Here is a 13,236-nt window from a genome sequence, read left to right on the forward strand (position 1 = left end):
GGCAACGATGGAAGCATCGCAAGACATTTCCCGTCTGATCGAAATCATGGCGGCGCTGCGAAATCCCGAAAGCGGCTGCCCCTGGGACATCGTGCAGACCTTCGAGACCATCAAGCCTTACACGATCGAAGAGGCCTATGAGGTCGCGGATGCGATCGAGCGGAAGGATACGGACGATCTCTGCGACGAGCTCGGCGATCTCCTGTTGCAGGTCGTTTTCCATGCGCGGATCGCCGAGGAGGCCGGTGCATTTTCCTTCGGCGACGTCGTCCATGCCATTTCCCGCAAGATGATCCGCCGCCATCCACATGTCTTCGCCGTCTCCGATGCGAAGACCGAGGATGCGGTGACGCTGCAATGGGATCGGATCAAGGCCGAAGAGAAGCGCGAGCGAGCCGAGCGCCGTGCCAAAAGCGGCATTACAGAAGATTTCAAGGCCGGCTTCCTGGGCTCGGTGCAGCGGACGTTCCCTGCCCTGACGGAAGCATTGAAACTGCAGGAACGGGCCGCCAAGGTCGGCTTCGACTGGTCGGCGCCTGAGCCGATCCTCGACAAGATCGAGGAGGAGATCGGCGAATTGCGGGCAGCACTTGCAAGCGGCGACAAGGCCAAGGTCAGCGACGAGCTCGGAGACCTGATCTTCGCCGTCGTCAATATCGGCCGGCACGTCAAAACAGATCCGGAACAGGCGCTGCGCGGCACGAACACGAAGTTCCGCCGCCGCTTTCATCACATCGAAACGACGCTTGAAGCCGAGGGCGAGACGCTCGAAGGCGCCTCGCTGGAACGGATGGAAGAGATCTGGCAGTCGGCCAAGGCCATCGAGCGTCAGCTCAGCGACGCGAAAACCGCCTAAAGCGCGTCGTGAGATCTTTCAGATTCGCTTCTCGCGCTTTAGGCCTTTGATTTTGCGTATGCCGTTGTCGCAAAACCGCTGCACACTTTTGCGCGACATGCGTTGGAGCATGATGCCGAAAAGTGTGATCGGTTTTCGGACGACATCATGCTCTACTTCTTTGATTCTAGAGCGGATTCAGATTTTAGGTCGAACAGATCTAAAATCATCCGGCCCTAGCCCCGCCTATTCCCAATCCTCGCGCTGCGGCTTCGGGCCGTTGCCCATGCGCCGCTCCAGTTCGGCCGCCTCGGTCTCGGTCAGGCGTACGTCGAGCGTGACCGTGCCGTCCTCATTATCCTCGCGGTTGTCGACGATTGCGTGGTTATAGAGCCAAGGCAATAGGGCCAGCTTTTCCACGGGCAGCGTGATCGTCGTTTCGGTCAGTACACCGGAGAGACGCCGGCTGATTTCGTCCATCAGGCGATCGACGCCCTCGCCTGACATCGCCGAGACGGCAATAACGTTTTCTGTCGTCGAAGCCTTCTGCACGATGGCATCATGGGCTTCCGGCTCCAGACGGTCGATCTTGTTCCAGACCTCGACAATGCGCTCCGCGCCTTCGGCCTCGCCGATGCCGAGATCGCCGAGAATGCGCATCACGTCGGCGCTTTGAACCAGATTGTCGTCATCGGAGAGATCACGCACATGCAGGATCAGGTCGGCTTCCAGCACCTCTTCCAGCGTCGCGCGGAACGCGGCCACAAGGTGGGTCGGCAGGTCGGAAATGAAACCGACCGTATCGGAGAGGATGACGGTGCGGCCATGCGGCAGCTTCATGCGGCGCAGCGTCGGGTCGAGCGTCGCAAACAGCATGTCTTCCGCCAGAACGCCGGCGCCGGTGATGCGATTGAACAGGGTCGACTTGCCGGCATTGGTATAGCCGACCAGAGCCACGATCGGATGCGGCACTTTCCTGCGCTTGGCGCGATGAAGCTGGCGGGTGCGCACCACTTGCTCCAGCTCGCGCTCCAGCCGGATGATGCGCTCCTGCAGCATGCGGCGGTCGGCTTCGATCTGGGTTTCGCCCGGGCCGCCCATGAAGCCGGCGCCACCGCGCTGGCGTTCAAGGTGGGTCCAGCTGCGAACCAGCCGGCCCTTCTGATAGTTCAGATGCGCAAGCTCGACCTGCAGCGTGCCTTCCTTGGTGGAGGCGCGGCGGCCGAAGATTTCGAGAATGAGGCCGGTACGGTCGATGACTTTGGCATTCCATGCCTTCTCGAGATTGCGCTGCTGTACAGGCGTCAACGGATGATCGACGATGACGAGGCCGGCGTTGAATTCATCGAGCAGCGCGAGGATTTCCTCGATCTTGCCTGTGCCCAGCAAAGTCGCCGGCCGCGGATCGTTGATCGGGACGATCGAGCCGTTGACCACGTCCAGATCGATCGCGAGCGCAAGGCCCTTGGCCTCCTCCAGCCGGCTTTCCGGCGGGCGCGTGACGGAGATGGCACTGTCGGCCTGGGTGGAACGCGCCGCGCGCGCCTGTTTCAGCACAGGCACGACGACGACAGCGCGCATATCATCCCGGTGCTTTGCGGTCTCCGGGATGAGGGAATCGTTTTTGGTATCGCGTGTCGTGATAATAGCTAATCCCAGTTAGGATGCGGCTTCTTCGCTCTCGAACATCTGCATCGGCTGACCCGGCATGATCGTCGAGATCGCATGCTTGTAGACGAGCTGCGAATGGCCGTCGCGGCGGAGCAGGACACAGAAATTGTCGAACGAGGTCACGACACCGGTGAGCTTCACGCCGTTAATCAAGAAAATTGTCAGTGAAATCTTTTGCTTGCGAACAGTATTGAGAAACAAGTCCTGCAAGTTTTGAGAACGTTCCGCCATCGCGCCGCTTCTTTCTTTTTTGCCGACCCAGGTCGGTTAAATGTCATGATATACAGAGGTCCCGGACAGGAGATACCCTCATTCTCTCCCCCCAGCGAATGTTGGTATCAAATCGCGGTCTTTTCCGCAACGTCGAAAAAGGCTTCACGAATTTTCTGTGACATGCTGCCCGGATGACCGTTGGCAATGGTCTCTCCATCGATAGAAATGACCGGAAAACAGATACTTGTGGCCGCGGTGATGAAGACTTCGCGGGCCTTCATCATCTCCTCGACCGAGAAGAATCGTTCGACAATCGTCACGCCGAGTTTCGCTGCGACATCCATCAGGGTCGTACGGGTGATGCCGCGCAGAATGCCGTGCTCGGCTGGGCGGGTGACGAGATTGCCGTCATGATCGACGATCCAGACGTTGGTCGCGGCCCCTTCCTTCACCATGCCGTTATGGTCGATATAGATCGCTTCCTGCGCGCCGGCCTCCTTGGCCTGCTGGCGGGCCATGGCATTCGGAAGTAAGCCGACGGACTTGATATCGACCCGGTCCCAGCGATTGTCGCGGACGGTGATCGCCCTGATGCCATCGGCATTTTTCCTGGCAATCACGGACTGATCGGTGCTCTTGGCGGTGACGACGATGGAAGATGGCGTGTCGGCCGGCGGGAAGACGTGATCGCGCCGGGCAACGCCGCGCGTCACCTGAAGATAGAACAAGCCGTTGCGGACATGATTGCGGCGTAGCGTCTCGCGAATCACGAGGACCAGCGCCGGGCGCGTCATCGGCCAGGCGATGCGCAGCTCGCTGAGCGAGCGGTTGAGGCGATCGAGATGGCGCGTCATGTCGACGATCACGCCATGGCGAACCTCACAAACCTCATAGACGCCATCGGCGAACTGATAGCCGCGATCCTCGATATGCACCATGGCATCGCCATGCTTGACGTAGCGGCCGTTGACATAAGCTATTCTCGGCATGGAAGCCCCTGATCAGAATTCTATGATATTCACGTATGGAGCGGCCGGTCAGACGCCCAGCGACTTCAGCTTGCGATGCAGCGCCGAACGTTCCATGCCGACAAATTCCGCGGTGCGTGAGATATTGCCGCCAAAGCGGTTGATCTGGGCGATGAGATAATCGCGCTCGAACATCTCGCGCGCTTCGCGCAATGGCAGCGTCATGATGTGATAATCGTTCTTGGCGGATACCTTCGGCAGCATGTCGCCGAGGTCGGTCGGCAGCATCTCAGCCGTGATCGGCGTTTCCGCGCCATCCGAGCGTGCTAGAATCATCAACCGCTCGATATTGTTGCGCAGCTGGCGGATGTTGCCCGGCCAGTCATGCGCCTGCAGCACGGCCATGGCGTCATCGCCGATCCGGCGCGGACGAATGCCGGCCTGCTCGGAAATCTGACGCATCAGCTGATCGACGAGGAAGGGAATGTCCTCCCGGCGTTCGGCAAGGGCGGGTACACGCACGGGCACGACGGCTAGGCGATGATAGAGATCCTCGCGAAACAACCCCTCGGCAATGCGGCTCTCGAGATTATAGGCCGTGGACGAAATGATGCGGACGTCCACCTTGACGCGCTTGGAGCCGCCGACGCGCTCGAACTGCTGATCGACAAGCACACGCAGGATCTTGTTCTGCGTCTCGCGCGGCATTTCGCCGACTTCGTCGAGATAGAGGATACCGCGATGGGCCTCTTCCAAAGCGCCGATCTTGCGCGCCTGCCCCGGCGAACCTTCGGTGCCGAAGAGGGCGATTTCCATCCGCTCCGGCGTAATCGTCGCGGCGTTCAGTGCCACGAAGGGACCGTTGGCGCGGGTCGACTTCTTGTGCACCATGCGGGCAACAAGTTCCTTGCCGGAACCGGATGGGCCGAAGATCATGACACGGCTGTTGGTGGGGGACACCTTGTCGATCGTCTGGCGCAACTGCGAAACGGCAACAGAGGTGCCGATCAGCTCCACGGCATCGCCGGTGCGACGCTTCAGCTCGGAAACCTCGCGCTTCAGCTTGGAATTCTCCAGGGCGCGCTCGGCAATCAGGATCAGACGATCGGCCTTGAACGGCTTTTCGATGAAGTCGAAGGCGCCGCGCTTGATGGCGGAGACGGCCGTCTCGATATTGCCGTGACCGGAGATCATGACGATGGGCAGTTCCGGATGACGCGTCTTGATCTCGTCCAGCAGCGCCAGACCATCGAGCTTGCTGCCCTGCATCCAGATATCGAGGAAGATCAGCCGCGGCGCACGATCGGAAATCGCGGCGAGCGCGCTGTCGCTGTCATGCGCCGTGCGGGTTTCGTGCCCTTCATCCGAAAGAATTCCCGAAACGATTTCGCGAATGTCTTCCTCGTCGTCCACTACGAGAATGTCAGATGCCATAGACGCTTTCCTTGTCACTTGCTGTCTGAGCGATGGTGGCCTGCTCACGGCGTGGCAGATGCACGCGGATCATGGCTCCCCTGCCCTGGTCGAAATCGGCCGGCGCGTCGTGGAGTTCGATCTGCCCGCCATGGTCTTCAATGATCTTCTTGACGATGGCGAGACCGAGGCCGGTGCCCTTCTCGCGCATGGTCATGTAGGGTTCGAGAATGCTGTGCCGGTTCTCCACCGGCAGGCCGCGGCCATTATCGATGACATCGACGGTGAAACGATCCCGCTCCGGATCCAGGGACGAACGCACCAGGACCTTCGGCTGCTCGCGCGCCTGATCGCTCGGCACGCCTTCGATCGCCTCAACGGCATTCTTGATGAGATTGCCGAAGGCCTGCCCGAGCATTCGCGCATCGAACATGCCCTCCAGCCGTTCGTCGCCCAGCTCACGCTCGAATTTGACATGGTTGTTGCCCATTTCACGCAGGAACACGGCGTCGCGCAGAATATCGCGCAGGTCGGTCGGCTCCATGGTCGGCTTCGGCATGCGGGCAAAGGAGGAGAATTCGTCGACCATGCGGCCGATATCGCCCACCTGCCGGATGATCGTATCCGTGCACTGGTCGAAGACCGGACGGTCGGCATCGGCGATGTTCTTGCCGAAACGACGGCGGATGCGCTCCGCCGACAGCTGGATCGGCGTCAGCGGGTTCTTGATTTCATGCGCGATGCGGCGCGCGACGTCGGCCCAGGCGGTCGAGCGCTGCGCGATGACCAGATCGGTGATGTCGTCGAGCGTAATCACATAGGATTCATTGGCATCGCGCGATTCCTCGCGCGTCACCTGGACGCTGAGCGTGCGCACCGTTCCACCGCGAACAAGGCTGATCTGCTTGCGGAAATCGCTGCGATGGCGCGTCGTCGCCTCGGTCACGACCTGATCGACCTCGGGGGAAATTTCCGACAGGTTCTTGCCGATAAGCTCGTCGCTCTTGAGCGTCAGCAGATCTTCGGCCGAAGTATTCACGATGGTGATGCGCCGATCATGCTCGACGCCGATCACGGCGGCCGTCACGCCTGACAGAACGGCCTCGATGAAGCGGCGACGGTCATCGACCTCGTCCTTCGCCTCAAGGATTTCATCACGCTGTGTGCGGATTTCCGAGATCATCTTGTTGAAGGTGCGAGACAGGCTGCCGACGTCACCATCGGCCGAACGCACAGGCACCAGTACATTCATGTTGCCCGAGGCGACATTATCGGCGGCACTGATGAGGAGGCGGATCGGCCTGACGATACGGTCGGCGATCGCGATGGCGGTCCAGATCGCTGCCAGCAGCACAATGAGCGCAAAGCCGATGTAAAGAACGGCGAAGGCGATCTGGAGCGACATGCGCCCTTCTTCCATCGCCTTGTATTCGACGGTGTTATCTTCCACCATCCGCATGGCGTTCATGACGCGCGGATCGACGGCACGCACGGTGTAAAGAAACGAGCCGGGAATTTCATCGAGCTTGATGACTGCGCCGACGAGGTTGGTCACCCCTGGCGGAATGAGCGTCGGCTGCCCGTTGGCCGAGGAATCAAGCGCATCTTTCGGAATGGCCGGCAGCGGCCGCTCGGTCTTGATCTCGGCCTGGACGATGGCGGTGCCGTCGCGACGCACGAGGAAGGCGCCCAGCAAGCCACGACCCCGCGCCTGGCGGGTCATCAGGTCGGCAAAGCCGGTGCGGTCGAGGCTGAAGAGCGAGCGATTGCGCTCCAGATCGTTCGCCATCGACACGGTCTGCCCCTGCAGATAGCTCGCATTCTCCATCAGATAGGCTTGCGCGACGTTCTGCGAGGAACTGATGATCTGCTGCGTACGCACGCCGAACCAGCGGTCGAGGCCGACATTGAGCGTCAGGCTGGCAACGATGGCGACGAGGATGGCCGGCGTGATCGCCACGATCGAGAAAAGGACGACGATGCGGATATGGAGTCGCGCCGCGGCGCGGCCACGGCTGCGCGCCTTCATCAGGCGTGCAACTTCGCGGGCGATCAAGGCAATCAGGCCAAGCACGAACAGGCCGTTGATCACGACCGAGGTGAAGACGACGGAGGACGTCGGGGCGATCGGCGTCAGCCCGAGGAGCATCAGCAAGGTCGCGATGGCGCACAGAAGCGCGCCGCCGGCCAGGATCAGACCCGGCAGGGCGAAGGAAGCACGACGGTCCGTCACCTTGACAACCGCCTCGTCGCTCGCCGCCGGCGACACCGCGTCCTGCATCATTCCCATCAATCTCCACGCCCGAGCGACTATCGGCGCCCTGATCAAAATCGCACCGCCGCTATTTGGCATTCATGTGCGCGACTGGCAGAGGCGGGAACTGTCGTTCGGTTTCGCACAAGAGCGAAACCTTTACTTCACGTCACCCTTGTAACAGGCTGAAAAATCTGACGAACTCCCGTTTCCCGAAGAGCAGGTCAAACGAATCGCCACTGCAAAGACGACGAATCAACTGCGTGACCTTTAAGCAACGCATTGTGGCGAAAATGCAACGCACCGGATCGCATTGTCAAGCCGTTCGGGAGCTTCTGTAAACCGAAACTCCCAGTTCTCTGATCTTTTTGCGCAACGTATTGCGGTTGAGGCCCAAAAGATCGGCGGCCTTGATCTGATTGCCGCGCGTCGCGGTCAACGCCGCAAGAATCAGCGGATACTCCATTTCCGTCAACACGCGGTCGTAAAGGCCGGGCGGTGGGAGATTATCGCCGAATCCGGCGAAATAGGTCCGCATGTTTTCTTCCACCGCCTGCGCGATGGTCATGGAGCCGGTGCGGACCGGGCCTTTTTCAATCGGGCTGTCAGGCACATCGGCCCGCAGTTCCGCGTCGATGATTTCCCTCGTGATGACATCCTGCGGATAGAGCGCCATCAGCCGGCGAATGAGGTTTTCCAGCTCGCGGACGTTGCCCGGCCAGGGATAGGCCTTCATCAGTTCGAGTGCTTCCTGGTCGAAGCGCTTGGAACCAAGCCCTTCCTTCTCGGCCTGCTGAATGAAATGACGCACCAAATCGGGAATGTCTTCGGCGCGATCACGCAGCGGCGGCAGGCGCAACGGCACGACGTTGAGGCGGTAGTACAAATCCTCACGGAACAGACCCTGATTGATCGCTTGCTTCAGGTCTTTGTTGGTGGCGGCAACGATGCGGACATCGGTGCGGATCGGCGTGCGGCCGCCGACGGTCGTATATTCGCCCTGCTGCAGCACGCGCAGCAGACGCGTCTGCGCATCCATCGGCATGTCGCCGATTTCGTCGAGGAACAGCGTACCACCCTCGGCCTGCTCGAAACGGCCGGTCGAGCGGGTCTGCGCGCCGGTGAAAGCGCCCTTCTCATGGCCGAACAGCTCGGATTCGATCAGATCGCGCGGGATCGCGGCCATGTTGATGGCGACGAAAGGCCCATTGCGGCGCTTGCCGTAATCATGCAGCGCGCGCGCCACCAGCTCCTTGCCGGTGCCGGATTCGCCAGTGATCATCAGCGTGAGATCGGTCTGCATCAGGCGCGCGAGCACGCGGTAGATTTCCTGCATCGCGGCCGAACGTCCCACGAGCGGCATGCCGTCCTGCATGTCGTCATCGAGCTTCGCCGGCTTGCGCTTCGGCTCGGACAGGGCACGACCGACGATCGCGATCAGCTCCGTCAGGTCGAACGGTTTCGGAAGGTAATCGTAAGCGCCCTTTTCAGACGCCTTGATTGCTGTCATGAACGTGTTCTGTGCGCTCATGACGAGCACGGGCAGGTCCGGCCTCGCCTTCTTGATGCGCGGCAGCAGGTCGAATGCGTTTTCATCAGGCATGACGACGTCGGTTACGACGAGGTCGCCTTCGCCGGCCGAGACCCAGCGCCAGAGCGTGGCGGCGTTGGATGTAATGCGTACATCATAACCCGCGCGGCTCAGAGCCTGGTTGAGCACGGTGCGGATGGCCGCATCGTCATCGGCGACAAGGATCGTGGCTGTCATCGAGTAGTCCCTGTAGAGTTCGGAAGGGGGGCATCTTCAGAGGTGATGCCCTTGGAGGCGGGCATCAAAACGCGGAAAGTGGTGCGATGGTTCTGGCTGTCGCATTCGACAATGCCGCCGTGGTCGCCGATAATTTTGGCGACCAACGCAAGGCCGAGGCCGGTTCCGTTCGTCTTCGTGGTGATGAACGGATCGAAGAGATGCGGCACGAGATCGGACGGTACGCCCGGACCGTTGTCGATGACGCAGAATTCCAGCGGCAAGGAAATTTTCTCGCGAGTGCCGGCGACCGAGAGCCGGATGCCGGGGCGATAGGCCGTCGTCAACATAATCTCGCCGTCCTGCCGATCGCCAACCGCCTCGGCGGCATTCTTCACCAGATTGAGGAAGACCTGCACGAGCTGGTCCCGGTTTGCGAAGACCGCCGGCAGCGACGGGTCGTAATTCTCGGAAAGCTTGATGTTGCGGGCAAAGCCAGCCTTGGCAACCGCCTTCACATGATCGAGCACGGAATGGATGTTGACGGGGACCCGAGCGACCGGCCGCTCGTCGGAGAAAACCTCCATGCGGTCGACCAGCGAGACGATGCGGTCGGTCTCGTCGCAGATGAGGCGCGTCAGCGCGCGATCGTCGTCCTCGACCGACTGCTCGAGCAACTGAGCGGCGCCGCGAATGCCCGAGAGCGGGTTCTTGATCTCATGCGCCAGCATGGAGGCAAGCCCGGTGACCGAGCGGGCGGCGGCGCGGTGCGTCAGCTGCCGGTCGATCTTGTCGGCCATGGAGCGTTCCTGGAATACGACGACCACGGAGCCGGGCTCGCTGGAAACCGGCGCAACATAGATATCCACCAGCTTGTCTTGCCCCAGGCGTGGCGAACTCAGATCGACGCGATATTCGTTGACCGGAGCGCGGCGCTCGCGCACCTGATCGATCAGCGCCAGCAGCGGGCTGCCGAAGGGGATGAAGGTCGAAATCTTGTAACGTGACAGATGCGAGGCGCTGGCGCCGAAGAAGGCTTCCGCCTCCCAATTGGCAAAGGCAATCAGCCCGACCTCATCGACCATGACCACGGGGTTCTGGATCGCGTTGAGAACGGCCATGGCGACCGAATTGGCCGAGACGTCCCCGGCGCCGGAGCTGGATTTCGAAGTCATGCAGCCTCCTGGACGCATTGGGCGAGATCAGCGCCTGCCTGCAGCGCGGCATAGAACGACGCAGCCACCTCACCGCTCGATTTCGACGTCATGATTTTCGCCTTGTCGGCATCTGTCGTCGCCGGCGCATAGCGATCGAGATACCAGGCCAGATGCTTGCGGGCATGGCGAATGCCGACCGCTTCACCATAAAACTCCAGCATCATGCGATAATGTTCGAGCGCGATCTCGACGATCTCCTCCCGGCCCGGCTCGCGATGACCGGCCAGAACGCCGGCATGCCACGGACGACCCTGGCAGCCACGGCCGATCATGACGGCGTCGGCCCCGGAGCGCCGCAGGATTTCCCGCGCGTCTTCGGCCGTCTCGACATCGCCATTGGCGACAAGCGGAATGGAGACTGCATCGCGCACGGCGCGGATCGCACCCCAATCCGCCCTGCCCTCATAGAACTGCATGCGCGTGCGACCATGAATGGTGACGAGCTGGATACCGGCCTCTTCGGCACGGCGCGCGATATCCGGCGCGTTGATGGAATTCTCATCCCAGCCGAGCCGCATCTTCAGCGTCACGGGGATGTCCACCGCACGAACGGTTGCTTCGATCAGGGTCAGCGCATGGTCAGGATCGCGCATCAGCGCCGAGCCGGAATAGCCGCCGATCACCTTCTTGGCCGGGCACCCCATATTGATATCGATGATATCGGTACCATTGTCGGCAGCAATCTTCGCCGCCTCGGCCATCCAATGCGCCTCACGGCCGGCGAGCTGCACCATATGCGGCTTCAATCCCGCGCTCTTCAAACGCGCCCAGGATTCGGCCGTATCCTGCACAAGTTCGCGGCTGGCGACCATTTCGGTAACGACCAGGCCGGCGCCGTAACGCAATGCAAGCTGCCGGAAGGGCAGATCGGTCACACCAGACATCGGCGCTAGAATCACGCGATTTCGGATGGATACGGAACCGATGGAAAACGGAGCTGCAAGTTGGGAAGAAAGCAAATGATTATCTTTCGGGCACACCATACATCTGCACTATTTTTAGACACGCTTTGAAAGTTTGCCAAGGGGGTTTGGAGATTCCCGATATTTTTTGGGCAGATGCTGGAAAATACTCAGTCGAGGCGATAGACCCTGCTTCAGCAAGATCCCGTTTGGCGATCTATTTAGCATGTGCTTGTTCAAAAGAAAGCTCCGCGCTTTTCAAAGCCATTCCGGAGACGAGCCTTTATTTTTCGGGGGTTATGACGCAAATGCATTCAACGCAACCGCTGTCGGTGGGAATCGTGATCGTTGCCGCCGGGCGCGGCGAACGGGCGGGCTCTCCTGAAGAAGGCCCCAAGCAATATCGCCCGATCGGCGGCAGAGCGGTTATTGCGCATACGCTTGAAAGATTCGTGACATGGCCGCAGACAGCGAAGACCGTCGTCGTCATCCATCGCGACGACGAAAATCTGCTTCAGGCGGCACTGGAGCAGGTCGCCGGCCTGCCCGAGGTCGAGATAGCCTTCGGCGGCACGACACGCCAGCAATCCGTGCTTGCGGGACTTCGGCAGCTGAAGGGCAGCGGCGTGACTCATGTCATGATCCATGATGCCGTGCGCCCCTTCTTCGACCACGATCTGCTGGATCGCGTCGCCACGGCGCTTGTAGAGGGCGCGCCGGCCGTGCTGCCTGCCATGCCTGTCACCGATACACTGAAGCGCGGCGACGCAAACAGGCTGGTCGTCGAAACCGTCCCCCGCGACGGGCTTCACGCCGCGCAGACGCCGCAATCATTTCGCTTTGCCGATATTCTTGCCGCGCACGAAAAGGCGGAGGCCGACGGCAGAACAGATTTCACCGACGATGCGGCAATCGCGGAATGGTGCAATCTGCCGGTAACGCTCGTGACCGGCAGCGCCGACAATGTGAAACTGACCATCAAGAGGGATATTGCCATGGCCGATGAAAAGCTGAGTGCCGGCCTGCTGCCCGACGTACGCACCGGCAATGGCTATGACGTGCACCAGCTGGAACCCGGCGACGGCGTGACGCTTTGCGGCGTCTTCATTCCGCATGACCAGAAGCTGAAGGGGCACTCGGATGCCGATGTGGCCCTGCACGCCCTGACGGACGCGTTGCTCGCCACATGCGGCGCCGGCGATATCGGCGACCATTTCCCACCTTCCGATCCGCAGTGGAAAGGCGCCCCGTCCCGCATATTCATCGAGCACGCGGCAAAGATCGTTCGCGAGCGCGGCGGCACCATCATGAATGCGGACGTCTCGCTGATCGCCGAAGCGCCGAAAGTCGGGCCGCATCGCGACGCAATGCGCGCCAAACTTTCGGAATTTCTGGGCATCAGCATCGATCGCTGCTCCGTCAAGGCAACGACGAACGAGAAGATCGGCTTCGTCGGCCGTCGCGAAGGCATCGCAGCCATCGCGACCGCAACCGTCGTCTATCGCGGAGGCAAGGCATGACGCATTTTCCGGATGAGATTCTCGCGCTCGCAAAAGAGATCGTCACGGATTTCGCGGCAAAGGGCTGGATGGTCGCCACGGCCGAATCCTGCACCGGTGGACTGATCGCCGGAGCGCTGACGGAAATCCCCGGCTCCTCTGCCGTCGTCGATCGCGGCTTCGTGACCTACACCAATACCGCCAAGATGGAGATGCTTGGCGTCCAGGAACAGACGCTTGCGCAGTTCGGCGCTGTTTCGAAGGAAACGGCGCTGCAGATGGTGCATGGCGCCCTCTTCCGCTCCCGTGCAGACTTTGCCGTGGCGGTGACCGGTATTGCCGGTCCGGGCGGCGGCTCCGCGGAAAAGCCCGTCGGGCTCGTCCATCTCGCAGCCAAGGCGCGCAGCGGCGCGCTCATCCATCGTGAAATGCGCTATGGCGATATCGGCCGCGACAAGGTTCGGCTCGCCACGTTGCATACGGCGCTGGAGATGCTGGTCGCGCTCGGCAAATAGCG

Annotated in this window: 11 protein-coding genes; 3 read left to right on the forward strand and 8 right to left on the reverse strand. The window is 61.1% G+C overall.

Translation table 11 applies throughout. From position 1 onward, the window contains the following. The first annotated feature begins 7 nt into the window (after positions 1 to 7). Positions 8 to 856, forward strand: coding sequence for a nucleoside triphosphate pyrophosphohydrolase (gene mazG, locus HGP12_RS02715; protein ID WP_168839000.1), 849 nt, complete (start codon positions 8 to 10; stop codon positions 854 to 856). 225 nt (positions 857 to 1,081) lie between these two features. On the opposite strand, the gene hflX is transcribed toward mazG, so the two are convergent. The 8 genes from hflX to dusB form a co-directional block, all read right to left on the reverse strand. Further along, complete coding sequence (hflX, locus tag HGP12_RS02720) at positions 1,082 to 2,416, reverse strand: GTPase HflX (protein WP_168839001.1); 1,335 nt, start codon at positions 2,414 to 2,416, stop codon at positions 1,082 to 1,084. Positions 2,417 to 2,494: 78 nt separating this feature from the next. After that, entirely contained in the window at positions 2,495 to 2,737 is a 243-nt protein-coding gene (hfq, locus tag HGP12_RS02725; protein WP_003539403.1) for an RNA chaperone Hfq, read from the reverse strand. A gap of 107 nt (positions 2,738 to 2,844) precedes the next feature. Next, positions 2,845 to 3,708, reverse strand: a complete 864-nt coding sequence (locus HGP12_RS02730; protein WP_168839002.1) for a D-amino-acid transaminase — start codon at positions 3,706 to 3,708, stop codon at positions 2,845 to 2,847. Positions 3,709 to 3,756: 48 nt separating this feature from the next. Beyond that, entirely contained in the window at positions 3,757 to 5,121 is a 1,365-nt protein-coding gene (locus HGP12_RS02735) for a sigma-54 dependent transcriptional regulator (RefSeq protein WP_168839003.1), read from the reverse strand. Continuing rightward, entirely contained in the window at positions 5,111 to 7,384 is a 2,274-nt protein-coding gene (locus HGP12_RS02740) for a PAS domain-containing sensor histidine kinase (protein ID WP_168839004.1), read from the reverse strand. Before HGP12_RS02740 ends, HGP12_RS02735 begins: the two co-directional genes overlap by 11 nt. 286 nt (positions 7,385 to 7,670) lie before the next feature. Next, positions 7,671 to 9,122 (reverse strand): nitrogen regulation protein NR(I), encoded by a 1,452-nt coding sequence (ntrC, locus tag HGP12_RS02745; protein ID WP_168839005.1) that lies wholly within the window; start codon positions 9,120 to 9,122, stop codon positions 7,671 to 7,673. After that, positions 9,119 to 10,276, reverse strand: coding sequence for a two-component system sensor histidine kinase NtrB (locus HGP12_RS02750; protein WP_168839006.1), 1,158 nt, complete (start codon positions 10,274 to 10,276; stop codon positions 9,119 to 9,121). The genes ntrC and HGP12_RS02750 overlap by 4 nt, the downstream gene beginning before the upstream one ends. Further along, positions 10,273 to 11,301, reverse strand: coding sequence for a tRNA dihydrouridine synthase DusB (gene dusB, locus HGP12_RS02755; protein WP_168839007.1), 1,029 nt, complete (start codon positions 11,299 to 11,301; stop codon positions 10,273 to 10,275). Before dusB ends, HGP12_RS02750 begins: the two co-directional genes overlap by 4 nt. 218 nt (positions 11,302 to 11,519) lie before the next feature. Here dusB and HGP12_RS02760 point away from each other — a divergent pair, with 218 nt between their 5' ends. Together HGP12_RS02760 and HGP12_RS02765 are read left to right on the forward strand one after the other, a co-directional pair. Next, positions 11,520 to 12,740: a bifunctional 2-C-methyl-D-erythritol 4-phosphate cytidylyltransferase/2-C-methyl-D-erythritol 2,4-cyclodiphosphate synthase gene (locus HGP12_RS02760; protein ID WP_168839008.1), complete on the forward strand. Its 1,221-nt coding sequence runs from the start codon at positions 11,520 to 11,522 to the stop codon at positions 12,738 to 12,740. Next, entirely contained in the window at positions 12,737 to 13,234 is a 498-nt protein-coding gene (locus HGP12_RS02765) for a CinA family protein (protein ID WP_168839009.1), read from the forward strand. The genes HGP12_RS02760 and HGP12_RS02765 overlap by 4 nt, the downstream gene beginning before the upstream one ends. Positions 13,235 to 13,236: the final 2 nt, after the last annotated feature.

The sequence above is a fragment of the Rhizobium sp. P28RR-XV genome (assembly GCF_012641385.1).
GTDB lineage: Bacteria > Pseudomonadota > Alphaproteobacteria > Rhizobiales > Rhizobiaceae > Rhizobium.